24 protein-coding genes are annotated in these 25800 nt (G+C 68.3%); 10 read left to right on the forward strand and 14 right to left on the reverse strand.

What is annotated here, in order from left to right; genetic code table 11:
• Nucleotides 1-172 precede the first annotated feature (172 nt).
• On the forward strand, nt 173-1525 hold the full coding sequence (locus ESP70_RS14865) for an FAD-dependent oxidoreductase (protein WP_149690100.1): 1353 nt from the start codon (nt 173-175) through the stop codon (nt 1523-1525).
• Between the two features lie 47 nt (nt 1526-1572).
• The gene (locus ESP70_RS20695) at nt 1573-1911 is read left to right on the forward strand and encodes an MmyB family transcriptional regulator (protein ID WP_188110653.1); all 339 of its coding nucleotides are present in this window, start codon (nt 1573-1575) and stop codon (nt 1909-1911) included.
• On the opposite strand, the gene ESP70_RS14870 is transcribed toward ESP70_RS20695, so the two are convergent.
• On the reverse strand, nt 1832-2497 hold the full coding sequence (locus ESP70_RS14870) for a TetR/AcrR family transcriptional regulator (protein WP_149690101.1): 666 nt from the start codon (nt 2495-2497) through the stop codon (nt 1832-1834). The genes ESP70_RS20695 and ESP70_RS14870 overlap by 80 nt on opposite strands.
• A gap of 135 nt (nt 2498-2632) precedes the next feature.
• Between ESP70_RS14870 and ESP70_RS14875 the strand changes: the two genes are divergently transcribed.
• Nucleotides 2633-4135, forward strand: coding sequence for an MFS transporter (locus tag ESP70_RS14875; RefSeq protein WP_149690102.1), 1503 nt, complete (start codon nt 2633-2635; stop codon nt 4133-4135).
• Between the two features lie 70 nt (nt 4136-4205).
• Here the strand turns inward: ESP70_RS14875 and ESP70_RS14880 are convergent, their stop codons facing one another.
• Together ESP70_RS14880 and ESP70_RS14885 are read right to left on the reverse strand one after the other, a co-directional pair.
• The gene (locus ESP70_RS14880) at nt 4206-4616 is read right to left on the reverse strand and encodes a hypothetical protein (RefSeq protein ID WP_149690103.1); all 411 of its coding nucleotides are present in this window, start codon (nt 4614-4616) and stop codon (nt 4206-4208) included.
• A 112-nt stretch (nt 4617-4728) separates the two neighbouring features.
• Nucleotides 4729-5136, reverse strand: coding sequence for a hypothetical protein (locus ESP70_RS14885; protein ID WP_149690104.1), 408 nt, complete (start codon nt 5134-5136; stop codon nt 4729-4731).
• Between the two features lie 320 nt (nt 5137-5456).
• On the opposite strand from ESP70_RS14885, the gene ESP70_RS14890 reads away from it, so the two are divergent.
• The gene (locus ESP70_RS14890; protein WP_281287349.1) at nt 5457-6311 is read left to right on the forward strand and encodes a 3-hydroxybutyryl-CoA dehydrogenase; all 855 of its coding nucleotides are present in this window, start codon (nt 5457-5459) and stop codon (nt 6309-6311) included.
• Nucleotides 6312-6461: 150 nt separating this feature from the next.
• Here ESP70_RS14890 and ESP70_RS14895 read toward each other — a convergent pair whose 3' ends face one another.
• Nucleotides 6462-7775 (reverse strand): MFS transporter, encoded by a 1314-nt coding sequence (locus tag ESP70_RS14895; protein WP_149690106.1) that lies wholly within the window; start codon nt 7773-7775, stop codon nt 6462-6464.
• Between the two features lie 133 nt (nt 7776-7908).
• Here ESP70_RS14895 and ESP70_RS14900 point away from each other — a divergent pair, with 133 nt between their 5' ends.
• Complete coding sequence (locus ESP70_RS14900) at nt 7909-9441, forward strand: AMP-binding protein (RefSeq protein WP_149690107.1); 1533 nt, start codon at nt 7909-7911, stop codon at nt 9439-9441.
• Here ESP70_RS14900 and ESP70_RS14905 read toward each other — a convergent pair.
• Together ESP70_RS14905 and ESP70_RS14910 are read right to left on the reverse strand one after the other, a co-directional pair.
• Entirely contained in the window at nt 9438-10523 is a 1086-nt protein-coding gene (locus ESP70_RS14905) for a fatty acid desaturase family protein (RefSeq protein ID WP_149690108.1), read from the reverse strand. The genes ESP70_RS14900 and ESP70_RS14905 overlap by 4 nt on opposite strands.
• A 263-nt stretch (nt 10524-10786) precedes the next feature.
• Entirely contained in the window at nt 10787-14167 is a 3381-nt protein-coding gene (locus ESP70_RS14910) for a pyruvate carboxylase (protein ID WP_149690109.1), read from the reverse strand.
• Between the two features lie 230 nt (nt 14168-14397).
• Between ESP70_RS14910 and ESP70_RS14915 the strand changes: the two genes are divergently transcribed.
• Nucleotides 14398-15624 carry an Ig-like domain-containing protein gene (locus tag ESP70_RS14915; RefSeq protein WP_149690110.1) on the forward strand — a complete coding sequence of 409 codons (1227 nt, stop codon included), beginning with the start codon at nt 14398-14400 and terminating at the stop codon, nt 15622-15624.
• Complete coding sequence (locus ESP70_RS14920; protein ID WP_149690111.1) at nt 15608-16255, forward strand: N-acetyltransferase; 648 nt, start codon at nt 15608-15610, stop codon at nt 16253-16255. The genes ESP70_RS14915 and ESP70_RS14920 overlap by 17 nt, the downstream gene beginning before the upstream one ends.
• Before the next feature lie 6 nt (nt 16256-16261).
• On the opposite strand, the gene ESP70_RS14925 is transcribed toward ESP70_RS14920, so the two are convergent.
• From ESP70_RS14925 to dnaK, 7 genes are all read right to left on the reverse strand, one after another.
• Entirely contained in the window at nt 16262-16792 is a 531-nt protein-coding gene (locus ESP70_RS14925; RefSeq protein ID WP_149690112.1) for a hypothetical protein, read from the reverse strand.
• Nucleotides 16793-16852: 60 nt separating this feature from the next.
• Nucleotides 16853-16978, reverse strand: a complete 126-nt coding sequence (locus tag ESP70_RS20570; RefSeq protein ID WP_281287338.1) for an RDD family protein — start codon at nt 16976-16978, stop codon at nt 16853-16855.
• Nucleotides 16979-17037: 59 nt separating this feature from the next.
• Nucleotides 17038-17517: an RDD family protein gene (locus ESP70_RS14930; protein WP_149690113.1), complete on the reverse strand. Its 480-nt coding sequence runs from the start codon at nt 17515-17517 to the stop codon at nt 17038-17040.
• A 90-nt stretch (nt 17518-17607) separates the two neighbouring features.
• Nucleotides 17608-17991, reverse strand: coding sequence for a heat shock protein transcriptional repressor HspR (locus ESP70_RS14935; protein ID WP_149690114.1), 384 nt, complete (start codon nt 17989-17991; stop codon nt 17608-17610).
• Nucleotides 17991-19115, reverse strand: a complete 1125-nt coding sequence (dnaJ, locus tag ESP70_RS14940; protein WP_149690115.1) for a molecular chaperone DnaJ — start codon at nt 19113-19115, stop codon at nt 17991-17993. Before dnaJ ends, ESP70_RS14935 begins: the two co-directional genes overlap by 1 nt.
• Nucleotides 19116-19132: 17 nt before the next feature.
• The gene (gene grpE, locus ESP70_RS14945) at nt 19133-19732 is read right to left on the reverse strand and encodes a nucleotide exchange factor GrpE (RefSeq protein WP_149690116.1); all 600 of its coding nucleotides are present in this window, start codon (nt 19730-19732) and stop codon (nt 19133-19135) included.
• Nucleotides 19729-21600, reverse strand: coding sequence for a molecular chaperone DnaK (gene dnaK / locus ESP70_RS14950; RefSeq protein ID WP_149690117.1), 1872 nt, complete (start codon nt 21598-21600; stop codon nt 19729-19731). Before dnaK ends, grpE begins: the two co-directional genes overlap by 4 nt.
• A gap of 135 nt (nt 21601-21735) precedes the next feature.
• On the opposite strand from dnaK, the gene ESP70_RS14955 reads away from it, so the two are divergent.
• The 3 genes from ESP70_RS14955 (at nt 21736) to ESP70_RS14965 (ending at nt 24294) form a co-directional block, all read left to right on the forward strand.
• Nucleotides 21736-22335, forward strand: coding sequence for a hypothetical protein (locus ESP70_RS14955; protein WP_149690118.1), 600 nt, complete (start codon nt 21736-21738; stop codon nt 22333-22335).
• 44 nt (nt 22336-22379) lie between these two features.
• On the forward strand, nt 22380-22865 hold the full coding sequence (locus ESP70_RS14960; protein ID WP_149690119.1) for a hypothetical protein: 486 nt from the start codon (nt 22380-22382) through the stop codon (nt 22863-22865).
• Nucleotides 22866-22929: 64 nt separating this feature from the next.
• Nucleotides 22930-24294 carry a neutral zinc metallopeptidase gene (locus ESP70_RS14965; protein ID WP_149690120.1) on the forward strand — a complete coding sequence of 455 codons (1365 nt, stop codon included), beginning with the start codon at nt 22930-22932 and terminating at the stop codon, nt 24292-24294.
• A 15-nt stretch (nt 24295-24309) separates the two neighbouring features.
• Here the strand turns inward: ESP70_RS14965 and ESP70_RS14970 are convergent, their stop codons facing one another.
• A complete protein-coding gene (locus ESP70_RS14970) occupies nt 24310-25782 on the reverse strand; it encodes an MFS transporter (RefSeq protein ID WP_149690121.1) in 1473 nt (490 codons plus the stop codon).
• Nucleotides 25783-25800 lie beyond the last annotated feature (18 nt).

Here is a 25800-nt window from a genome sequence, read left to right on the forward strand (position 1 = left end):
CCCCGGCACCCCGAGCCCTGTCCCGCATACACTTCCGTCACACCTGAACTCAGTTCAGGTGTGACCCACCCCACACGATTGCCGTTCGCATCGCAAGACGCCCGAAGTGGCCTTGATCAGCGTCCTTAGCCTTGCCTAAGACATCGTGGCGATCTTCCCCCAGGAGTTGTGTATGAGCAGGCAATTGCGTGTCGCCGTGATCGGCGCCGGACCAGCGGGCATCTACGCGGCCGACATCCTCACCAAGTCCGAGGTTGATGTCACGATCGACATCCTCGACCGCGATCCCACGCCGTTCGGCCTGATCCGCTACGGCGTCGCCCCCGACCATCCGCGCATCAAGGAGATCGTCAAGGCACTCAAGCGGGTGCTGTCCAACGACGACATCCGGTTCTTCGGCAACGTCAACTACGGCGCCGACCTCAAGCTCGACCACCTCCAGCAGTTCTACGACGCCGTCATCTTCGCGACCGGCGCCCGCGCCGACCGCGACCTCGAGATCCCGGGCATCGAGCTCAAGGGCTCGTTCGGCGCCGCCGACTTCGTCTCCTGGTACGACGGCCACCCCGACGCCCCGCGCGACTGGGCCTTCGATCCCGACGCCGAGACCGTCGCCGTCCTGGGCGTCGGCAACGTCGGCCTCGACGTCGCCCGCATGCTCGCCAAGACCGCCGACGAGCAGCTCGTCACCGAGATCCCCGACAACGTCCACGCCGGCCTCAAGGCGAACGCCACCAAGGACGTGCACGTCTTCGCCCGTCGCGGCCCGGCACAGGTCAAGTTCACCCCGATGGAGCTGCGCGAGCTCTCGCACTCGCCCAACATCGACGTCATCATCCACCCGGAGGGCTTCGAGCTCGACGAAGGATCCATGGACGCGATCCGGGCCTCCAAGTCGGTCAAGCTGGTCGTCGACGTGCTGCAGAACTATCTCGCCAAGGAGCCGACCGGTGCCGCGCACCGGATCCACATCCACTTCTGCCAGAACCCCGTCGAGATCCTCGGTGACGACGGCCGGGTCGTCGGTCTGCGAACCGAGGTCACCGAGCTCGACGGCACCGGCAACGTGCGTGGCACCGGCGAGTTCAGGGACTGGCCGGTCCAGGCGGTCTACCGCGCCGTCGGCTACCGCTCGGAGAACCTCGCCGGCATCCCGTTCGACAACAACAGCGCCACCGTCCCCAACGACGGCGGGCGTGTGATCGACATCGAGGGCGAGCCGCTGCCCGGCGCATACGTCACGGGCTGGATCAAGCGCGGCCCCGTCGGCCTGATCGGCCACACCAAGTCCGATGCCGCCCAGACCATCGAGCTGCTGCTCTCCGACGTCGACGCCCTCGTCGCACCGCCGGAGCCCGAGCGCGAGGCGGTCGACCGCTACCTCGCGGGACGCGGCATCGAGTTCACGACGTGGGAGGGCTGGGAGCAGCTCGACGAGCACGAGCTCGCGCTCGGCGAAGCAGCTGGACGTACGCGCATCAAGGTCGTCCCGCGCGACGAGATGGTGCGCATCTCCCGCAGCTAGCGACGCGCCTCGAGCCTGCGGGTCAGGCCGGCGATCAGGAGCCCTGGGTGCGGCTGTGCGTCGATCGCGAGTCGGCCGCGCACCATCTGGTCAACTCGCTGCGCGGCGCCATGACCCCTCACCTCGAGGACCCGGTGTGGACGGGTTTCGTCACGGGCCTGCGTGAGGCGTCCGCCGAGTTCGACGAGCTCTGGAGTCATCACGACGTCACCGCTCAGGCGATCGCCGCCAAGGTGTTCCGCAGCGAGGCCGCGCCTGAACGTCCTGGTGGCCCGGCCCGCCTCGCAGCTCAGCCTGGCGGGGTGATCAGGTGCGGCGGCCCTGAAGGTTGCACATCAGCATGTGCATCGCCTCGTCAGGCGGCGCCTCGAGCGGCAGCGGCGTGATGCCCGGGCGCGCCCGCAGCGCGTCGAACAGCAGCGCCAGGTAGCGCCGCCAGAGATCGGGCTGCTCGGGCGTCGACAGCGATCCGATCAGCATGAGCTGCATGCCGAGGTCCGTGACCTCGACATCCTTCCTGAGCGCCCCGTCGGCCTGCGCGCGCTGCATGAGGCTCTCGACGATCGGACCGATGCGTTCGCGACCCACGGTCATGTGCCCGCTCTCGCTGAGCGTCTGCACCATGACCTCCTTGAGCCCGCGGTCGGCGACCTGCTTCTCGACCGACTTCTCGAAGAACCAGGTCAAGCCGTCCCAGGCATCGGGGATGGCTGCGGCCTCTTCACCGACCGCGACCATCTCGTCGATGCGCGTCTCGAACAAGGCCTGGACGAGCTCCGAGCGCTCCGGGAACCGGCGATAGACCGTGCCGACGCCGATGCCGGCGCGGCGGGCGATCTCGTCGTAGCCGGCCTCCAGCCCCTGCTCGGCGAAGACTTCCGCGGCGGTCTCGAGGATCAGCTCACGGTTGCGCGCAGCGTCCTTGCGCAGCGGCCGTTCGGCTTCCTGCATGGGGGTGCTGGCAGTGGTCATGCAGCCATACTAGCGGACCGGAGACAAGTTTCCGTTTCGTGGGACATGTCACACGAGCAAATGGAGAGTTCTTTCCGGTTATGGTCTACAGTGAAACGGAAGAGACTTTCCACTTACTGATTTTCGGAGCTTCCCATGACTGACACCTTGGTCGTCGACCGCCCACAGGCCACGCCGCCTGATCACGCAGACAACCCGCACCACGCGACACGCTGGCTGATCCTCGGCGTCATCGCCCTGGCGCAGCTCATCGTCGTCCTCGACGCGACGATCGTGAACATCGCGCTGCCGACCGCCCAGGAGTCACTCGGCTTCTCCAACGACAACCGTCAGTGGATCGTGACCGGGTACGCGCTGGCGTTCGGCTCGCTCCTCCTGCTCGGCGGCCGGCTGAGCGACCTGGTCGGCCGCAAGCCGATGTTCATCGTCGGCCTGATCGGCTTCGCCGCCGCCTCCGCGATCGGCGGCGCCGCCCAGAACTTCGAGATGCTCGTCTCCGCCCGCGTGGCGCAAGGCATCTTCGGCGCACTGCTGGCGCCCGCCGCTCTCTCGCTGCTGACCGTCACGTTCACCGACGCCGCTGAGCGCGCCAAGGCGTTCGCGATCTTCGGCGCGATCTCCGGTGGCGGCGGTGCCATCGGCCTCATGCTCGGCGGAGCGCTCACCGAGTACCTCTCCTGGCGCTGGTGCCTGTACGTCAACGTGCCACTCGCCGCGCTCGCCGTGATCGGTGGCACGCTCCTGCTCAAGAAGCAGGCCCGCGAGGAGAACCCGCCCAAGCTCGACATCCCCGGCACCGCCGTCGTCGTCGCCGGCCTGGTCTCGTTCGTCTACGGCCTGGCCAACGCCGAGTCCGACGGCTGGTCCAGCACCGTCACGCTCGTCTGCGTCGCTGTCGGTCTCGCCCTGCTCGCACTGTTCGCCGTGATCGAGAACCGCGTGCACAACCCCTTGCTCCCGCTGCACATCATCTGGGACCGCACCCGCGGCGGCTCGTTCCTGACGGTCGCGATCATCGGCATCGGCCTGTTCGCGGTGTTCCTGTTCCTGACCTACTACGTCTCGCTGACGCTCGGCTACACCCCGCTCAAGACCGGCTTCGCATTCATCCCGATGATCCTCGGCATCATGGCCACGGCAACCGGGTTCTCCGGCGTGGTCGCTCGCATCGGCCCGAAGATCCCGGTCTTTGCCGGAATGCTGCTCGCCTCGTTCGGCCTGGTGCTGTTCGCCCAGCTCGACCTCGACAGCACGTACGCCGCGAACATCCTGCCGGGGCTGATCATCACCGGACTGGGTGTCGGCCTGGCGATGGCGCCCGCGTTCAGCGCGGCGACGTCAGGCGTCGACGCCGAGCATGCCGGTGTCGCGTCGGCAGCCGTCAACACGTTCCAGCAGATCGGTGGCTCGATCGGCACGGCCGTGCTGAGCGCGTTCGCCGCGACCGCTGCGTCGAACTACCTCGCCGGCAAGACCCCCAACCCGCACAACCAGGCGCTCGCCGCGATGGAGAGCTACACCACCGTGTTCTGGTGGGGCGCCGGGATCTTCGCCGTCGGAGCCGTCATCTGTGGCCTGCTGCTCCGCCCCGGACCGATCGCGGTCGACCCCGACGCGGCACCCGTCCTGGCGCACTGACCGCGCCATCCGTTGCCCGCGACCCGTCACGGCATGAGCCGGGCGGGTCGTGGGCTGTCCGGACGCGGATTCAGCGCTGGGCCAGCACCTGGACGTGGCAGCTGCCACCGTTCTCGGGCGCCGGGAGGTTGTTGATCACGAAGCGCGTGGACCCACCAGCCGAGACGTTGGCCAGCTGACGCGTCTTGGCCTTCTCCGCGCCGCCGGCGGCCTCGCCGACGTACACCGTGACCTGATAGGTCACCTTGCTCTTGCCGGCGTTGGCAATGAAGCCCGACGAGTTCCAGACGCCCTTGGGCGTCTTGGCGCAGCGGAACTTCGACAACGCCTCGGGCGCCGGCGTTCCCTTGGGCGGCGCGACGGTCGGCGTGGTCACGGCCTGGGTCGGCGCGGAGGTCGTGGCCTTCGTGGCCGGCGGATCGTCCGAGCCACCGCCGCAGCCCGCGAGCACCAGGAGCAGGGCCACCGCGAGCGTACGCATGGGGTCATCCCATCACGCGTCGGCCGTGCCGGGTCGGAGGCGCGCTCCTCGACGAGGAGATGGCCCGGCACAGGGGCTCCGAACCATCTCCTGTCGCACTGGACTCAGGCCATCAGAGGTCCAGGTGCGCTCCACTGGTGAGGTCATCGATCGAGATGCTCGACCACACCGCGGCGACCAAGGTGGCCTTCTGCCCCGGCGGGCAGTCGAGCACGGTCGATGCCGCTGGTCCCGTGACGCTGAGCGAGCCGACGAGGTTGCCGTTCTTCCCTGCCGTGAACGTGCCGCTCTGCTGGAAGTCACCGCTGACCGTCGTCTTCTTCGGGTCGGACGGCACCTTGTTGCCGCCGTTGACGCAGGAGTACGTGGCGTCGAGGTGGCCGCTGACCTGGACCGTTTCCTGGGAGCCGGACTCGAGCCCGGCTTCCTTGAACTTGACCGTCAACGTGGTCCCCGACTGCGAGGCCGAGGTCTGGCTGGCGATGAAGTGGGCATTGCCGGCCTGTGCGGCCGTGGACATGAAGAGGAGAGCCGCACTTGCAGCGGCAATCACAGAGAAAATTCGCCGTGAAATCATGGTGGGTCTTCCTTGGAGAGGTGAGCGATCGTGCGGGTATGCGCGTGCGCTCTCTCGCCCCCCAGCGCCATGCGCCAGGAACTCCGGCTCCAGGAGATCCACATCAGGAGCGCGTTCCACACGTGCCCCACCGCGGACGCTACGCCGGGACATCTCGTCTCTACTTGACTCGAAATGACTGGTCCAGGAGGGCCATGTCGTCCCGCAGCTCGCGACCAATTACTATGACGTCCTACTAACTTTGAGGGAGCACCATGAGCGGGATCGAACGCGTTGGCGTTATCGGCGGCGGGCTGATGGGATCGGGCATCACCGAGGTCGCCGCACGCGCCGGCCTGGACGTCGTGGTCATCGAGATCAACGCCGACGCGGTCAAGGCAGCATCAGGACGGGTCGAGGGGTCGCTGCGGCGGGCCGAGTCCCGCGGCAAGATCGACGCCGCCGAGGTCACCGCGGTGCTCGACCGCATCACGTTCACCGACGACCTGGAGCAGCTCGCCGATCGTGACCTGGTCGTCGAGGCCGCCTCGGAGGACGAGCAGACCAAGCTTGACCTGTTCCGCCGCATCGGGCAGATCCTGACCAAGGACGACGCGATCCTGGCGTCCAACACCTCCTCGATCCCGATCGTGAAGCTCGGTGCCGTGTCGGGACGCGCCCACCACGTCATGGGCGTGCACTTCTTCAATCCCGCACCCGTCATGCAGCTCGTCGAGCTCATCCCCTCGCTCACGACGTCCCCCGAGACGCTCGAACGTATGCGCTCCTGGGTCACCGACACCCTTGGTAAGAAGCCGATCGACGCCACCGACCGCGCCGGGTTCGTCGTCAACAGCCTCCTTGTGCCCTACCTGCTCTCGGCAATTCGGATGTACGAAGCCGGCTATGCCTCAGCCGCCGACATCGACCGCGGCATGGTGCTGGGCTGTGGCCACCCCATGGGCCCCCTCGCCCTGTCCGACCTCATCGGCCTCGACACCCTCAAGGCCATCGGCAAGTCGATGTACGACGAGTTCAAGGAGCCGCTCTACTCGCCGCCGCCGCTGCTCGACCGCATGGTCGACGCCGGCCTGCTCGGCAAGAAGACCGGGCAAGGGTTCTACGGCTACGAGAAGTAGCCGCTCACTCGATCACGCGGTCGTCGCGGTGCGCGGCGAAGAACTCGGCTTGCTGGCGCATGATGTCGCGCATGCCCGAACCTTTGGGCACGCCGTAGACCGTGCCGAAGTCGAACTCGCGCTGGCTCCGCCATGCTCGATCAGCATGCGTCAGACGTTGTCGCCGACATCAGCCGATGGCTCGAGCCCGTTGGCCGCAGCCGGTAGCTGCGGCTCGACCCAGAGGACCGAGACCACGATCACCACCAGCACCCCGACCAGCAGCATCCCGATCCAGGCCGCACCCAGTCCGCGGTCGATCAGCAGGCCGGCGACGGGCGGCCCCGTGACGGAAGCCGCCTGGAAGCCCGCCGAGCTGATGGCGTTGTAGCGACCACGCAGGTGGTCGGGGGCCAGGTCGTTGACCATGGCGGGCACCGTCGGCTGGAGCAGCGTCTCGCCGAGCGCGAACACCGACGCACAGGCGGCGACCAGGAGCGATGCCCCGAGGGTGCCCGGAATCCACGACGAGGCGCTGAGGAGCAGCCACGAGACCGCCCACATGAGCGCCATCGCCACGACGACGCGAGTGCGCCGCCGGCCTTCCATGTGGCGCAGCACCAACAGCTGCAGCAGCACGATGACCAAGGTGTTGGCGGCGAAGGCCCAGCCCAGCGCCCTGGTCGACACCTCGCTCACCGCCCGCGCGTAGGCCGGCATGCCGGCATTGAGCTGGGCGTAACCGACGAATGCCGCGGCGAACGAGAGCAGGGTCAACGACAGCACGGCAGGGCGACGAAGCAAGGCGAGATAGCTGACCCCGGCCGCGTCGGCATGCGCGTGCTCGTGCACCTCGCCGCGATGCGGACCTCCGACGTGGCGCAAGGGCCCGAGGAGGAGGACCAGGGCGGGCAGATAGCTGGCAGCCTCGACGAGGTACATGACCTGGAACGTCACCGGTCGTGACACGTCGGCGACGAAGCCACCGATGATGCCGCCGACACCGACACCGAGGTTGAGCAGGGCGAAGTTCATGCCGAAGTAGCGCGGCCGGATCCTGGAGGGGACGATCGTCGCCACCATCGACTGTGACGCGGGCCAGGCGAGGCCGAACGACGCGCCGACCAGCGTGAGGCCGAACGCAGCCACCGGCACCGTCGTCGCGAAGGCCATGATCAGCTGCCCCGTGAACGCCGACAGGAGCGCGGCGATCATGGTCTTGCGCGCGCCGATGCGATCGATGACGACTCCGCCGGGGCCCAGCACCAGGAACCCCGCCAGGGACAGCAGCGCCATCAGCAGGCCGACGGTGTCGAGGCTGAAGCCGCGGATCTCGTGGAGGTAGACGACCCAGAACGGGAGGACGAGCCCCGTGCCGATGAACTGGAAGGCGACGACGGACAGCAGCAGCCGGCCCTCGCGGGGCAGGTCCCGCCAGAAGCTGCTCAAGGGCGGGCGATGGGGCTCGGCGTCGGCGGTGCTCATGCGTACGCGCGAAGGGAGGTCGTGGGCACTGACCCACTCTCGCCCATACGTCTGACATCTCCCTTTGGGGGTGCAACCTCCTCGCAGCGGGGTGCACGATAGACATGACCCACGCCACGCCCAGGAGGCACTCGTGTTCTACCCGTTGACCGTCATGGACTTCCTCGATCGTGCCGTCACGGTCTATCCCGATCGCGTCGCCGTGATCGACGAGCCCGACCAGCCGGCCGAGTCGTGGGGCGAGATCACGTATGCCGAGCTGGGCCGGCGAGCGCGCGCGCAGGCCGCGTCGCTCGACGAGATGGGCGTGCCGGTCGGTGGCCGGGTCGCGGTCGTGTCGCAGAACTCCGCGCGGCTGCTGACGTCGTTCTTCGGCGTCTCCGGCTGGGGCCGCGTGCTGGTCCCGGTCAACTTCCGGTTGGCGACCGCCGAGATCCGCTACATCGTCGAGCACTCGGGTGCCGAGGTGCTGATGGTCGACCCCGCCCTGCGGCACCTCGTCGACGAGGTCGACTGCAAGCGGACGTTCGTGCTGGGCGAGGACGACGACGCGATCTGGGGCTCCACTGCCGAGCCGCAGCCGTGGGCGGGTGACGAGGGCGCGACGGCGACGATCAACTACACGTCCGGGACGACCGCGCGACCCAAGGGCGTCCAGCTCACCCATCGCAACAACTGGCTCAACGCGACGGTGTTCGGCTGGCAGGCGTCGGTGTCGGACCGCGACGTCTACCTCCACACGCTGCCGATGTTCCATGCCAACGGCTGGGGTCACCCGTTCGCGGCGACCGGCATGGGCGCCACGCACGTGGTGCTGCGCCAGGTCGACGGCACCGAGATCCTCAAGCGCATCGAGCAGCACGGCGTCACCTACCTGTGCGCCGCCCCGGCAGTCGTGACCGCCGCTCTCGACGGCGCGAAGACGTGGGACGGCGAGATCCCCGGCCGCGACCGCGTACGCATCATCGTCGCGGGTGCGCCGCCGCCGACACGCACGATCGAGCGCGTCCGCGAGGAGCTGGGCTGGGAGTTCATCCAGATCTACGGCCTCACCGAGACCGCACCCCTGCTGACGATGGCCCGCATGCGCGCCGAGTGGGACGACCTCGACCCGCACCAGCAGGCAGTCAACCTCGGCCGGGCCGGTGCGCCGGTCATCGGCGTACGCATGAAGATCGACGACGAGGGTGAGGTGCTGGCGCAGTCCAACCACAACCTCGAGGCGTACTGGGACAACCCGGAGGCCACCGCCGAGGCGCAGGCCGACAACTGGTTCCACACGGGCGACGGCGGCACGTTCGAGGACGGCTACATCGCGATCGCCGACCGCAAGAAGGACGTCATCATCACCGGCGGCGAGAACGTCTCGTCGATCGAGGTCGAGGACGCCCTGAGCTCACACCCATCGGTCCGCGAGGTCGCCGTGATCGGCATCCCCGACGAGAAGTGGGGCGAGCTCGTCACCGCGCTGGTCGTGCTGGATCCCGATGCCGAGCCGGTCGACGAGGCCGGCCTCATCGCACACTGCCGCCAGCACCTCGCCGGCTACAAGTGCCCCAAGAAGATCGAGTTCCGCGACGAGCTGGCCCGCACGGCGACCGGCAAGCTGCAGAAGTTCAAGCTCCGTCAGCCCTACTGGGAGGGTCGGGACCGCCAGGTCAACTAAAGGCTGGGCGCGCGGAGCTGGGCTGACAACGGGCAGTCGAACGGGTCTCGGGCGCGCAGGCCGACGTTGTTGAGGTAGTCGACCACGATCGCGTACGAGTGGAAGAGCCCGACCTCCATGTAGTCGATGCCCTCGCGCTCGCAGTGCGCGCGTACGAGCGGCTGCGCCTTCTTGAGGTTGCAGCGCGGCATGTTGGGGAACAGGTGGTGCTCGATCTGGTAGTTGAGGCCGCCCATCGCCCAGTCGACCACGGGGTTGCCGCGGACGTTGCGCGACACCATGACCTGGCGGCGGAGGAAGTCGAGCTTCATCTCCGGCGGGATGATCGGCATGCCCTTGTGGGCCGGCGCGAAGGACGCACCGAGGCAGAAGCCGAAGACCGCCATCTGGATCGCGAAGAACGACAACGCCTTGCCGAGCGGCAGGAAGGTCAGGAGCACCGCGACGTACGCGGTGAGGCGCGTGACGACCAGGAACAGCTCGACCCGGCGCCACGGCTGGCCGGAGTCCTTGTCGCGGGCGGCGCGGATCGACTCGGCATGCAGGTTGAGACCCTCGAGCGTCAGCAAGGGGAAGAACAGCCAGCCCTGCCGCTTGACGAACCAGCCGGCGAACCCCTCGGTGCGCTGCTCCACGATGCTGGGCGTGAACGCGATCGCGCCGGGTCCGATGTCGGGGTCGTAGCCCTCGAGGTTGGGGCCCTTGTGGTGCATGTTGTGCTTGGCCCGCCACCACGCGAAGCTCAGGCCGGCGAAGGCGCCGGCGAGGATGCGGGCGGTCCAGGCGTTCCACGCCGCGGACGTGAACATCTGGCGGTGCGCCGCGTCGTGGCCGAGGAAGCCGAACTGCGTCACGATGACGCCGAGTGCCGCCGCCAGGATCAGCTGGAACCACGAGTTGCCGAGCCAGAAGAAGCCGGCCCAGATGGCGAAGAACGCGCCGACGTGGGCACCGATCTGGAGCCAGTAGTAGATGTGGGCCCGCTCCAGCAGCCCGGACGCCTTGACGTCCTGCATCAACTCGGTGAAGTGACTGACGTATTGCTCACTGGGGGCAGAGTCTGTCTGGGCTTCTTGCGTCATGTGCGGCCCCTTCCATTGAGGACCGTGCACGCATCATCGGGCCTACCGCCGCAAACTGTCTACGCACTTCCATCGTCCCACGCACACGCGCCATCGGCCCCTCCAGAACCTGTGAACTTTGCGAGAACGTCATCGCCGCAGGTCGGAGGGGTGCCCCGCACGATTGAGCGGTGACGTGGTCGCCCATTCGGGACCCGGATAGGCGACCCACGCACCGTTGCGACGTCAGAAGGGCGACTCATCCATCGCCCCGGACCTGAGGGTCAGCCCAGGACCAGAAGCAGGTCTCCGCCCTCGGCCTGGCGGGTGTCGGGGATGACGAGGCGGGAGACTGTGCCGGCGTTGGGGCTGGTGATCGAGGCCTCCATCTTCATGGCTTCGATCGTGGCGACGGTCTGGCCGGCCTCGATGGTGTCACCCTCGGCGACGATCGCGTGCACGACGCCGGCGAACGGGACGGCGACGTGCTGCGGGTTGGCGGTGTCGGCCTTCTCGGAGGCGGCGACCTTCGAGTCGACCGAGCGGTCACGGACCTCCGTCGGCCGGAGCTGCCCGTTGATCGTGCCCAGCACGTTGCGCATGCCGCGTTCGTCCGCGTCGCCGATGGCCTCGACACCGAACAGCAGCAGGTTGCCCTCGGAGACCTCGACCTCGGTCTCGTCGTCGTTGCGCAGGCCGTAGAGGAAGGCGCCGGTCGGTACGGCCGACAGGTCGCCGAACTCCGCATGCGCCCTGTCGAAGTCCTGCGTCGGGCCGGGGAACAGCAGCCGGTTGAGGGTGTGTCGCCGGTCGCCGACCAGGCCCGCGCGGTCGTCGTCGGTCAGCTCGGTGACCTTGGGCTTGGCGTTGCGGCCCTGCAGCGCCTTGGTGCGGAACGGCTCGGGCCAGCCGCCGGGCGGGTCACCCAGCTCGCCGGACAGGAAACCGATGACGGACTCGGGAATGTCGAACGAGGCGGGGTCCTCGGCGAACGCCTGGGGGTCGGCGCCGACCGCGACGAGGTGGAGGGCGAGGTCGCCGACGACCTTGGACGACGGGGTCACCTTGACGACGTTGCCGAGGATGTCGTTGGCCGCGGCGTACATGTCCTCGATCTGCTCGAACTTCTCGCCGAGCCCCAGCGCGATCGCCTGTTGGCGCAGGTTGGACAGCTGGCCGCCGGGGATCTCGTGGCGGTAGACGCGACCCGTCGGCGCGGGCAGGCCGGACTCGAACGGTGCGTAGAGCCGACGGGTGGCTTCCCAGTAGGGCTCGAGCGCGTTGACCGCGTCGATGTCGAGGCCGGTCGTACGTTCGGAGTGGTTCGTGGCCGCGACCAGCGCCGACATCGGCGGCTGGGACGTGGTGCCGGCCAGCGCGGCGGACGCGGCGTCAACCGCGTCGACCCCGGCCTCGATCGCCGCGACCAGCGTGGCGAGCTGCCCGCCCGGTGTGTCGTGGGTGTGCAGGTGCACCGGCAGGTCGAACCGCTCACGCAACGCTCGGACGAGCGTACGAGCAGCGGGGGCCCGCAGGAGTCCGGCCATGTCCTTGATCGCCAGCACGTGCGCGCCGGCCTCGACGATCCGGTCGGCGAGCTGCAGGTAGTAGTCGAGCGTGTAGAGCTTCTCGTCGGGGTCCGACAGGTCGGCGGTGTAGCAGAGCGCGACCTCTGCGGCAGCCGTGCCGGTCGCGCGTACGGCCTCGATCGCCGGGCGCATCTGGTCGACGTCGTTGAGCGCGTCGAAGATGCGGAAGATGTCGATGCCGGTCGCCGCCGCCTCGGCCACGAACGCGTCGGTGACCTCCGTCGGATAGGGCGTGTAGCCCACGGTGTTGCGGCCGCGCAGCAGCATCTGCAGGCAGATGTTGGGCGCCGCCTCGCGCATCGCCGCGAGCCGGTCCCACGGGTCCTCCTTGAGGAACCGCAGCGCCACGTCGTACGTCGCACCGCCCCATGCCTCGATGCTCAGGAGCTGCGGAATCGTCCGCGCGACATAGGGCGCGACCGTCACGAGGTCGCGTGTACGTACGCGAGTCGCCAGGAGCGACTGGTGCGCGTCGCGGAACGTCGTGTCGGTGACCCCGACAGTGTCGCGCTGGCGCAGTGCCGCGGCGAAGCCCTCAGGCCCGAGCTGGACGAGCAGCTGCCGCGAACCGTCAGGCGGCGCGATCGACAGGTCGACGTCGGGCAGCTTGGAGCGCGGGTCGATCACCGTCGGGGCGGCACCGTTGGGCTTGTTGACCGTGACGTCGGCCAGCCACGACAGGATCTTGCCCGCGGGGTCCGAGGCACCATGCGCCTCGAGCAGCTCGGGGTGGCCCTCGATGAACGTCGTCGTGACGTGCCCGGCGCGGAAGTCGGGGTTGGCGAGCAGCCCCTTGAGGAACGGGATGTTGGTCGAGACGCCGCCGACGTGGAACTCTCCGAGTGCGCGCTCGGCCCGGGTCACCGCCGCCTCGAAGTCGCGGCCGCGGCAGGTCAGCTTGGACAGCATCGAGTCGAAGTGCGCGCTGACGACGGCGCCGGTGAACGTGGTGCCGCCGTCGAGGCGTACGCCCGGGCCGCCGGGCGAGCGGTAGGACGTGATCGTGCCGGTGTCGGGGCGGAAGCCGTTGGCCGGGTCCTCGGTCGTGATGCGGCACTGCAGCGCGAAGCCTCGCGCCTTGATCGTCGACTGGTCCGCCAGGTCGAGCTCAGCCAACGAGTCGCCTGCCGCGATGCGCATCTGCGCCTGCACCAGGTCGACGTTGGTGACCTCTTCGGTCACGGTGTGCTCGACCTGGATGCGCGGGTTCATCTCGATGAACACGTAGCGGCCGTCAGCACCGAGCAGGAACTCGACCGTGCCGGCGCACGAGTAGCTGATCGACTGCGCGAACTTCACGGCGTCGGCGCACATGGCCTTGCGGGTCGCCCGGTCCAGGTTGGGCGCCGGGGCGATCTCGACGACCTTCTGGTGCCGCCGCTGCACCGAGCAGTCGCGCTCCCTCAGGTGCACGACGTTGCCCTGCTGGTCGGCCAGGATCTGGACCTCGATGTGCCGGGCGTCGACCACGGCCTCCTCGATGAAGCAGGTCGGGTCGCCGAACGCACCGTCGGCCTCGCGCATCGCCGCCTCGATCGACTCCCGCAGCTTGGCCGGGTCGTCGACCCGGCGCATGCCACGGCCGCCACCACCGGCGACGGCCTTGACGAACAAGGGATAGGTCAGCACGTCCGACGCCGACATCAGCTCGTCGACATCGGCCGAGGGCTCGACGGACTTGAGCGTCGGGACTCCGGCCGCCTTGGCCGCGGCGATCGCCGACGCCTTGTTGCCGGTCAGCTCCAGGACCTGCTTGGACGGGCCGATGAACGTGATGCCGGCCCGCTCGCACGCCTCGGCGAGGTCGGGATTCTCCGACAGGAAGCCGTAGCCGGGATAGATCGCGTCGGCACCGGCGTTGACCGCGACCTCGACGATCGCCTCGGGGTCGAGGTAGGCCCGCACGGGGTGCCCCCGCTCCCCGATCTCGTACGCCTCGTCCGCGCGTACGCGGTGCTCGGAGCCACGGTCCTCGTGGGGGAAGACCGCAACGGTCTGGGCGCCCAGCTCGTGGGCAGCACGGATCGCGCGAATCGCGATCTCACCACGGTTGGCGACGAGAATCTTCTGGAACAACGGGATCGTCCTTGCTCGGCGGAAGCGTCGGGGTCAACCTATCGCTCGGATGTCACGAGCACATTGCGAGGGTTCCCTCATGTTCAGTCCGTGAGATGGCGGCCATCCACGGACAACTTCTCGCGTACGAACCACGCAATTTCCCATTCTGGTTGCCGAAACCCCCGGGCCCGGCGATGATCAGGGAGATTCGCGGACAGGCGGATCGCCACAGCACCAGGGGAGTTCCGATGTCTCGTTCCACTCGTCCGTCCGGTTTCCGGGCGACCACCGCCAGGCTCGCCATCGGTGGCGCAGCCGGGCTCGCGTCGCTGCTCGTCGTCGCGCCGGCGGCCCTCGCCGAGGACGCGCCGACCCCCGATCCGACCGAGACGACCGATCCCACGCCGACCACCCCCACGCCACCGACGACCGATGAGGATCCCGGTACGCCCGGTGGCGAGACCACCGAGCCGACCGAACCGACCCAGCCAACCCAGCCGACCGAGGAGGCACCGCCGACGCGTACGCCTCACGCGGACATCCGCGGCGGCGCGACGACGTCGGGCGCGCTCAAGTCCGGCTCGGACGCAGCCGTACAGGTCGATGTCGAGCCGAACTTCGGCACCCAGAAGTACCGCGTCGGCGTCCAGGTCGCCGACGGGTCGTACGTTCCGGCGGGCACGACCACGGCTGGTACGACGATCACGATCACGGAGACGGGACCCAACGTCGACGGTGGCAGCCGAACCTTCACGTGCACGACGGCCGCTGACACGCAGCAGCCGGGCAGCACGGCGACCTACTGTCATGGCGATGTGGGCGCACCCACCCTCGCCAAGGCGAAGGCCAGCGGCGTCACGGTCACCCCCGCGATCATCCCGACGGACCAGATGTTCATCGCGGCCCCCGGGAGCACCGTCACGATCCAGCAGACGACCGTGATGCCCAACCTGCTCCGTGACACGACGACGGCGACGATCAACCCCTGCGTGTTCTCGGGAGACGGCGATGCCTGCCCGCAGGTCGGCGGGTTGTCGGCGCTGTTCAACGATCCCGGGCTGCCGCCGATCGCGGTCGACGACAAGGCCACGACCCGTGAGGGACGCGCCGTCGACATCGACGTCCTCGACAACGACGACCCGGTCAACGGGGCGCCCGTCAGCGGTCTGGCCGTCACGTCGGACCCGAGTGACGGGACCGCGAAGGTCAGCAGCGGCGAGATCACCTACACGCCCGACGACGGCTTCACCGGCACGGACACGTTCGACTACCGCTACAACACGCCCAACGGCTCCGCCACGGCGACGGTGACCGTCACGGTTCGGCCGCAGGAGGTGGCCGACGCCGACCAGGCGCTGCCCGACACCGGCGGCGCGGACCCACGGCTCTTCGGCTTCGGCGCGCTGCTCCTGGTCGCCGGTGGCTGGCTGACGGCTCGAGGACGGCGCCCGGGCGCCCATGCCCCTACCGACTGAGGGGCTCGACGGCTGGTGGCGGTGCCTCGCGCTGAACGGCGACGGCACCCCCGCCTGGCTGGCGATCATGCCGGCGACGGCCGAGCACGGTGACGGCGTGCTCGTCGAGCTGCCCGAACCCCAGGCGTCCGAGGCGCTCGACCCGCACGTGATGTGCGTCGCCCGCTACGCCGACGGGCAGGTCGCCGAGCTGGTCGTGTCACCAGACGTCGCGCCCAAGGCACCGCCCCTGTGGTTCGCCGACCTGCCGGACCCGACCGCCACGCCGCCGACCGCGACCGTCATCGCCTTCACCGGCTACGACGTTCCGGCTGGCACCTTGGTCGACCGCTTACGACTGCGCGAGCTCGGCGCCACGAGCGATGAGCAGCTCGGCGCCTTGCGGTGGTACCCGAACACGGGCGAGGTCGACCAGATCTACGTCTCCCCGACCTGGCGCCGGCGCACGATCGCCACCGCGATGCTGGTGGCTGCGGGAACACTCAGCGTCGCGCGCCACGGGTCGCGGCTGTGGGCCGACGGCCAGCGCACGGCGATGGGCGAGCGCCTCCGCAACGCCGAGACCTGGGCGCACCGCGCAGCGGACCTGACCCACATCCACCCGCCGATGACCCCGTTCGACGAACGCTGAGCGCCGCTACGTCCCGCAGTCGATGTCGACCGTGAGCTTGACCTGCTTGCGGTCGTTGACGTCGGGCTTGGCGATGTCCCCCATCTCGGCGAGCGTGACCGATCCAGTGACCTTCGAACCGTCGTCCTTGATGTCGTACGGCAGGGTGTCCGCGGAGATCCTCGTGAACATCAGGATCTTGTCTCCCTTGACCGTGAACGAGTCGCCCCGCTCGTGGTCGCTGGGTGCGGGCCCGGAGATCACGCTCAACGACCCGGTCTTGCCCGACGCCGCGAACTTCGCGGTCACCTGGATGCCGCCCTCGACCGGCACGCAGACGACTTCCGACAGGTTGCCCTGGCCCTCCAGCGAGCCACTGACCCTGAACGTGCCGCTCGTGCTCGGCTCCGCCGGGGCGTCGCTCGTGGCCGCCGGTGCGGATGACGATGCCTTGGTCGTGTCGGCGGGCGAGTCGTCCGATCCTCCTCCACAGCCCGCCAGCAGCGTGGCTGCGACGGCCGCCACTCCCAGTCGTACGCGCATCTGGCTCACATGCATCCCCGATCGTCGTCCCACCCGAACATGTCGTGCCAGATTAACCGGGCGCGGAGCTGCTGCTCAGAGCCGCCTTGACCCGACCTGGTGCACGCGCGAGCCCATGATCATGTCGGCGAAGGTCCGCTTCTCGGAGTCCCACGCCGGCCACAGGTAGCCGAGGAAGCACGGCAGGAAGTCCAGTGCCACGCGGCGTACCGCCTGACGTGGAAGTCCTGGTGCTCGGCCATCGTCTCCCCCGTTGGTGGCTAGCGCTTGCTCAGCGAGGAGGACTGATAGACCCGCGTCGAGAGGATCATGTCCGCGAACGTGCGCTTCTCGCTGTCCCAGAGCGGCCACAGGTATCCCAGGCCGCAAGGGAGAGCATCGAGGATGTGGACGATCTGGCGGACGAACGACATTCCGGCCCCGATCGGCTCGCCACTGCCGGCACGACCCAGCGTGATGCCGAGGATCGACTTGCCGAGCGACGCGCCGGTGGTGCCCTGGCGATAGACCGTGTTGTAGAAGAACCAGGCGGCTCCGAACAGGTAGTAGACCGCCGCCCCCGCACCCGACAGCTGGAACGAGAAGCTGCCGTCTGCGGTGTCGGTCGTGCCGAACGTCGCGATGCAGATGACGAACACGATGAGCGTCGGAACCGAGTCCAGGATCGACGCGCCGACACGTGCGCCCCATCCGGCGAACTTCGGGCTGGACGGCCAGGTCGGGTAGTACTGCTGAGACATTCGTGAACTCCTGTCATTTCCCGGAGCCGTCAAACTAGCCCCAAAGTGCGGGCGGCGTCGGGGAAATCGCGAATCCCGGCGATGGATGTCTCAGCGGCGCTTCTTGTGCCAGATCACGACGTGCTGGTCGGCGATCAGGGCGGGCAGGTTCTGCGGGAGCTTGGTCTGGGCAAGCGCGGCCTGCAGCTCGGCGACCTTCTCCTGCAGGGCCAGCACCTGGTTCTCCAGCTCGATGACGCGCTTGACGCCCTCGAGCCCGAGTCCCTCGGCGGTGAGCCGGGCCACGGTGCGCAGCAGCTCGATGTCACGGAGCGAGTAGCGCCGGCCGCCACCGCCCGTGCGGCCGGCCTCGACGAGGCCGAGGCGGTCGTAGGTGCGCAGGGTCTGCGGGTGCAGCCCGGACAGCTCGGCCGCCACGCTGATCACGAAGACCTTGGCCTCAGGCCCCGGAGGGCTGAACGGAGTGGAGCTCATCAGGTCACCGCCTCGAACAATCCATCGCGGGGCGTGGATGCTCCGCGCAGGTCTCGCAACGTCTCGATCGCGGCCTTGGCCTCGTCGGGAAGCTCGGTCGGCACCTGCACCTCGACGGTGACGAGCAGGTCGCCGCGTCCGCCGGCCTTCTTCATGGCGCCCTTGCCGGTGGCCCGGAACGTACGCCCGTTGGGCGTGCCGGCCGGAATCTTGATGCGTACGGGCGGGCCGTCGAGCGTCGGCACCTGGATCTGCGCGCCCAGGGCCGCCTCGTCGAACGCCACCGGCACCGTGATCGTCAGGTGGTCGCCCTTGCGGCCGAACAGCTTGTGCGGCTCGACGTGGACCACGAGGAACAGGTCGCCTGCCGGACCGCCGGCGTCACCCTTGCCACCCTTGCCCTTGAGCCGGATGCGCTGGCCGTCCTTGACGCCGGCCGGCACCTTGACGTTGAGGGTGCGGCTCGACGGGGCCCGGCCCGAGCCGCGGCACACGTCGCACGGGTGCTCGACGATGAGTCCGCGCCCGCGGCACTGGTCGCACGGCTCGGTCATCGCGAACAGGCCGCCGGCCGTGCCGGTCTGCATGCCGCTGCCCTGGCACTTGGAGCACACCTTGGGCACCGTGCCGGGCTTGGCGCCGGTGCCGTGACAGTTGGCGCACGGTTCGTCGCTCGTCATCCGCAACGGCAGGGTCGCGCCCTCGACGGCCTGCTCGAACGTGATCGTCGCCTCGGTCTCGAGGTCGTCGCCCTTGCGCGGCTGCGGCTGGCGCTGACGTCCGCGGGAGCGGCCACCGAACAGGCCGCCGAGGAGGTCGCTGACGTCGAAGTCAGGCTGGCCAGGTCCGCCCGGGGGACGGAACCCGGCGTTGCCGCCACGGAACTGCCCGAACAGCGTGCGCTGCTCGTCGTACTCCTTGCGCTTGTCCTTGGACGAGAGCACGGCATAGGCCTCGGAGACCTCCTTGAAGCGCTCCTCGGCCGCCTTGTTGCCCGGGTTGGAGTCGGGATGGTTGTCGCGCGCGAGCTTGCGATAGGCCTTCTTGATGTCGTCCTGCGACGCATCCTTCTTGACGCCGAGGACCTTGTAGAAGTCCTTGGTCGCCCAGTCACTGGCTGCCATCCCGTCCTCCTTCCTGGTTATTCGTCAGGCGCTTCGTCCGTGAGGACGTCGTCCTGTGCTGCTTCTGATTCTTCCGGTACCACGGCCGCTGCGGGGTCGACCACGCCGACGGTCGCCGGCCTGAGCACGCGGTCTCCGTGCTTGTAGCCCGTACGCATGACGCTGTGCACCGTCGTGGTGTCCACCTCGGCCGACTCGCCGGCGTGGAACACGGCCTCGTGGTGAGCCGGGTCGAACGGCTCGCCCTCGGCGCCGAACGCCTCGAGCTTGTGCTTGGCCACGGCCTGCTGCAGAGCGTCGGCGACGGCCTTGAAGCCACCCTCGAGCTCGCCATGATCGGCGGCACGGGAGATGTCGTCGAGCACCGTCAGCAGCGACTGCAGGACGGCGGCCTCGCCTTGGGCGCGTACGAGCTCACGGTCGCGGTCGACGCGGCGCTTGTAGTTGACGTACTCCGCCTGGAGCCGCTGGAGGTCAGCCGTGCGCTCGGCAAGCTGCTCCTCCAGGGTCGGCTCCTTGGGCTCGGTCGGGGTCTCGACAGGCTCAACCGGCGCATCGCCGGCTGAGCCTGCCGAAGCCTCCTGCTCGGGGACCGAGCCCTCGTCGGGCTGGGTCACTTCGCGTCGCCATCGTTCTTGGCGGCGTCATCCTCGTCGTCGACGATCTCGGCCTCGACGACGTCACCGTCGTCGTCGGCCGAGTCGTCGGCGGTGGGGGCGTCGGCTCCGGCGGCCTGGGCCTCCGCAGCGGCTGCGGCGTACATCGCCTCGCCCATCTTGGAGCTCGACTCGCCGAGCTTGGTCACGGCCGCCTGGATGGCGTCCGCGTCCTCGCCCTTGAGCGCCTCGTTGAGCGTGTCGAGGTCAGCCTGCACCTCGGCCTTGACGTCGTCGCCGACCTTGTCACCGTTCTCCGCGAGGAACTTCTCGGTGGAGTGCGACAGCGACTCGGCCTGGTTGCGGACCTCGACCGCCTCGCGGCGCTTGCGGTCCTCCTCGGCGTACTGCTCGGCGTCCTTGACCATCTTGTCGATGTCGTCCTTGGACAGCGCCGAGCCGCCCGTGATCGTCATCGACTGCTCCTTGCCGGTGCCCCGGTCCTTGGCGGACACGTTGACGATGCCGTTGGCGTCGATGTCGAACGTGACCTCGATCTGCGGCACGCCACGCGGCGCGGGGGGCAGGCCGGTGAGCTCGAACGTGGCCAGCAGCTGGTTGCCGGAGGCCATCTCGCGCTCGCCCTGGTAGACCTGGATCGCGACGGACGGCTGGTTGTCGTCGGCCGTCGTGAAGACCTCGGACCGCTTGGTCGGGATCGTCGTGTTGCGCTCGATGAGCTTGGTCATGACGCCGCCCTTGGTCTCGATGCCGAGGCTCAGCGGGGTGACGTCGAGCAGGAGCACGTCCTTGACCTCGCCCTTGAGCACGCCGGCCTGAAGGCTGGCGCCGATCGCGACGACCTCGTCGGGGTTGACGCCCTTGTTGGGCTCCTTGCCGCCGGTGAGCTCCTTGACGAGCGCGGTGACGGCGGGCATGCGGGTCGAGCCGCCGACCAGCACGACGTGGTCGATCGCGCTCAGCGCGATGCCGGCGTCCTTGATGACGCTGTTGAACGGCGCCTTGGTGCGCTCGAGCAGGTCGTGCGTGATCTTCTCGAACTCCGCACGCGTCAGGGTCTCGTCGAGGAACACGGGGTTCTTCTCGGCGTCGACCGTGATGTAGGGCAGGTTGATCGACGTCGAGGACGAGCTCGAGAGCTCGATCTTGGCGCGCTCGGCGGCCTCGCGGACGCGCGGCATCGCCATCTTGTCCTTGGTCAGGTCGAGGCCCGTGCTGCTCTTGAACTTCGTGACGATCCAGTCGACGATCTTCTCGTCCCAGTCGTCACCACCGAGGTGGTTGTCACCGCTGGTGGCCTTGACCTCGATGACGCCGTCGCCGATCTCGAGCAGGGACACGTCGAACGTGCCGCCGCCGAGGTCGAACACCAGGATCGTCTGGTCGTCGGCCTTGTCCAGGCCATAGGCCAGCGCCGCCGCGGTGGGCTCGTTGATGATGCGGCTGACGTTGAGGCCCGCGATCTCGCCGGCCTCCTTGGTCGCCTGACGCTGGTGATCGTTGAAGTAGGCCGGCACGGTGATGACCGCGTCGGTGACAGGCTCACCGAGGTAGGCCTCGGCGTCCCGCTTGAGCTTCTGCAGGATGAATGCCGAGATCTGCTGCGGCGTGAACGTCTTGCCGTCGATCTCGGTCTTCCAGTCCGTGCCGATGTGGCGCTTGACCGAACGGATCGTGCGATCGACGTTGGTCACGCCCTGGCGCTTGGCGACCTCGCCGGCCAGCACCTCGCCGTCCTTGGCGAACGCGACGACCGACGGGGTCGTACGGGCGCCTTCGGCGTTGGCGATAACGGTGGGCTCGCCGCCTTCGAGTACGGCGACGACCGAGTTGGTCGTGCCGAGGTCAATTCCGACCGCTCTGGCCATGATGTTTCCTCCTGCTGTTGAGTGCCTGTGGTGACTTCAAGAATGTGTGTCAACTGACTTGAGTCTGATGTTATCAACTTTGCCCAAGGCCGAATCATTCCGGGTACGGGCAAGAGATTCCGGTACGTTTCGGACATGAAGTCACTGCCGCGCTCGGTCGTAGTCCTCGTCATGATCGGGCTCACGCTCGCCGGCTGCGGCGGGGGCAGCAGCGACGGCAAGGCTTCGCCGAAGGCGACGGCGGCCTCGAAGGCAACGGCGCCGAGCGTCAAGCCGGCGGACGGCAAGCGGATGAGCGGCACGGGCTACTCGGTCGCCGTGCCAAAGGGCTGGGGCAATCCCTCGCAGCAGATCCCGGGCACCGAGCAGACCGACTTGTTCGCCGCAGACCTGGGCGACCATGACGGATTCAGCAGCAACTTCAACGTCGTCCGCAAGGCGGGTGTGGGTACCCCCGACCTCGACGTGCTGGAGGAACAGCTGCCCGACCAGCTGCCCAAGACCCAGTTCACCTCGGTCGACGTCCGCGACCGGTCAACGATCGACGGCGAGCAGGCGATGCACATCTCGTTCGACCAGACAGTCGACGCGAACAAGAGCGTGGGCGAGCAGTACTACGTCTTCCACGACGACCAGATATTCGTCGTCACGTTCTCCTACGGCACCAACACCTCCACCGCCGAACGCGTCGACACCGCCGAGTCGATCCTGGCCAGCTGGAAGTGGGACTCGTAGCCTCCGCCGTCGGTTGTGCCCCTCCGTGGGTCTACTGTGACCGCATGAGCGAGGCCGACGACCGCAGCGACGCCTGGGCGCGTACGGCCCACGAGCTCGTCACGGAGACCGCATCCAGGCAGATCTCCCGCGACATCGCGCACCTTGCCGAGATCGAGGTCGACAGCCACGGGGTACACGCCGTCTCGCCGCCTCCGGGCTACCAGGCGCCGGCATCAGGCGTGATCACGACGCACGTGCTCGCCCGCTCACGCGACGTGCCCGAGGCCGCGGTCGAGACCCGCGTCGCCGTCTGGGTCGCCAAGGAGTCCAACGAGCCGGCCGTGCTGCTGACCCGCGTCGGCAGCGACCGGGTGCTCGAGCTCTCCGCCTCCGACCTCGAGCCCGAGCCGACCGCCCAGGCCCGCGGGCAGGTCAACGACTACGTCGCCGTCGTGATCGCCCACATGGTGTCGGCGCTCAACGCCGCGATGCAGCGCACCTACGGCCACGAGTCCGAGGTCGGCGAGCCGGAGTACGGCGAGAGCTGAACCTGGTTCATCACATTTGCTGAAACCCCGCACCAATTCGGTGCGGGGTCGCTAGGTTTTGCGCATGAATCTGAGACGGTGGACCGCTGTCACAACGATTGCGCTCGTGGCGGCCTGCGGCGGCAGTGGCGGTTCGTCCGACAAGGACGAGCCCAAGGCCACCAAGCCCGACATCAGCAAGGTCAAGATCGACGGCGATGCGTCAGCTCCGGTCAACAAGCTCGCCATCCAGTCGATCGCCGACCTCCAGGCGTACTGGACCGACGAGTACCCGAAGCTCTACGGCAAGAAGTACAAGCCGGTCAAGGGCGGGCTGTACGCCTCGACCCCGGACTCGACAGCGGGCCCCGAGTGCGCCAACAGCTACTCGGACGTCCAGGGCAATGCGTTCTACTGCAAGCTCGACGACTCGGTCGCCTGGGACGCACAGGAGCTGCTGCCTGATCTGCAGAAGAAGTACGGCGACTTCGTCATCCCCGTGATCCTCGCCCACGAGTGGGGCCACGCGATGCAGCAGCGATCCGGATTCTTCAGCGCGAACAAGCTGACCGTCTCGTCAGAGCTCCAGGCGGACTGCTTCGCCGGCGCCTTCTCCAAGCACGCCCAGAAGACCAACGAGTTCAAGGTCACCGCGGCAGACCTGGACAACGCGCTCGCCGGTTTCCTGGACCTGCGCGACACCCCCGGCACCAGCGCCACGGACGCCTCGGCGCACGGCAGCGGCTTCGACCGCGTCACCGCGTTCCAGGACGGCTTCGACAGCGGACTCACGAAGTGCAAGTCGTACCAGGACGGCACTCCGGTCGTGCTGGAGCTGCCGTTCACCGACGCCGAGGACGCTGCCAGAGGTGGGGACGCTCCGTACGACACGATCGTCAACAAGGTGCCCTACGACATCGAGGACTACTGGACCCAGGTCTTCCCCAAGATCTCGAACGGCAAGGCGTGGACCCCGTTGAAGGGCTATGAGCCGTTCGACCCCACGAAGGCGCCGACCTGCAATGGCGAGTCGACGGCCGACTTCTCGTTGTTCTACTGCGTGCCCGAGGACTACATCGGCTTCGACAACGTGACGACGATGCCCGAGGTCTACCGGCAGGGCGGCGATTACGCGGTCACCACACTGCTCGCGACTCAATGGGGCCTGGCGGCATTGGCCAGGCTCGGTGACGAGTCCGACGCCAAGGTCGCGACGCTCAAGGGTGACTGCTTCGCCGGCGCCTACACGGCCAGCGTGGCCCTGCAGGACCGCTCGGAGACCAGCTCGTTCAGCCTCTCGCCCGGTGACCTCGACGAAGGCATCAAGTCGCTGCTGGTCTTCCGCGGCGACGGCGATGTGGACCGTCAGGGCGCCGGCTACGGCCGGGTCGAGGCGTTCCGTACGGGTGTCATGGAGGGCGTCGCCCCCTGCGTCACCTACAAGGGCTGAGTCCCGCCGCTGAGGTCAGCTCCGGCTCTCCTCGGCGGTGAGGGGCCGGGCGATGTTCTCGAGCGACTGGCCCTCGGCCTTGACGCCCAGGAAGATCGCCACGACGCCGGCGCCGATCATCAGCCCGGCGCCGATGAAGTAGCCGATCGCTATCTGCGTGATGTCCTTGGACTCGGTCGCGTCGTCGATCAGCCGGCCGAACAGCAGCGGCCCGGCGATGCCGCCGACCGCGGTGCCGACGGCGTAGAAGAACGCGATGCACAGCGCACGGGTCTCCATCGGGAACACCTCGCTGGCGGTCAGGTAGGCCGCGCTGGCCCCGGCCGACGCGATGAAGAACACGGCAGCGCCGAAGATCGTCAGGGTCGTGGCGGTGAGGTGGCCGAGCGACATCCCGGCGATCGCCAGCAGAGCGCCCGACACGATGTAGGTCCCGGCGATCATCGGCACCCGGCCGACCTTGTCGAAGAAGGGGCCGAGCACGAGGGCGCCGACGAAGTTGCTGAACGCGAACACCGCGACGTACCACCCGGTCTGCTTGACGTCGAGGAACGTCGAGAGCGTGTCGCCGTACGTGAAGAAGAACGCGTTGTAGAGGAACGCCTGACCGGCGAACAGCGCCAGGCAGAGGATCGTCCGGCGGGGATAGAGCGCGAAGACCGTGTGCGCGATCGTCGTGAACGGGATCGTCTTGCGCTGGCGGATCGTGATGGTCTCGTCGACCGGCTCGAGCTCGAGGTGGTCCTCCTCCTCGACGGTCCGCTCGATCTCCTTGACGATGCGCTCGCCCTCCTCCTCACGGCCGTGGATGAAGAGCCAGCGCGGGCTCTCAGGAACGTGGCGGCGCACCCACAGCACGGCGAACCCGAGGATCGCGCCGAGGCCGAACGCGAAGCGCCAGCCGATGCCCTGATCGATGACGGTGGGGTCGGTCAACGGGATCGTGAGCAGGGCACCACCCATCGCGCCGACCCAGAACGAGCCGTTGATCGCGATGTCGATGCGGCCGCGATACTTCGCCGGGATGAGCTCGTCGATCGCGGAGTTGATCGCGGCGTACTCGCCGCCGATGCCCGTGCCGGTGATGAAGCGGCACACGAAGTACCAGAGCGGGTTCATCGAGAACGCCGTGAGGACCGTGCCGGCGAGATAGACCAGCAGCGTCAGCATGAACAGCTTCTTGCGGCCGAACCGATCGGTCAGCTGACCGAAGAACAACGCGCCGAGGCAGGCGCCGGCGACGTAGATCGCGCCGGCCATGCCGATGTCGGAGCTGCTGAGGCCCAGGCCGTTGTCGCCATCCTTGAGCACGTCGGAGAGGTTGCCGACGATCGTGACCTCGAGCCCGTCGAGGATCCACACCGTGCCGAGCCCGATGACGATCAGCCAGTGCCACCTGGCCCACGGCAACCGGTCCATCCGGGCGGGGATGTCGGTGGTGATGCGACCGATCTCAGGGCTCTTCGACGACTTCTCGGCGGTGGACATGGGTCGTCGTTACCCCCG

The sequence above is a fragment of the Aeromicrobium ginsengisoli genome (genome assembly GCF_004134905.2).
Lineage (GTDB): Bacteria > Actinomycetota > Actinomycetes > Propionibacteriales > Nocardioidaceae > Aeromicrobium > Aeromicrobium ginsengisoli.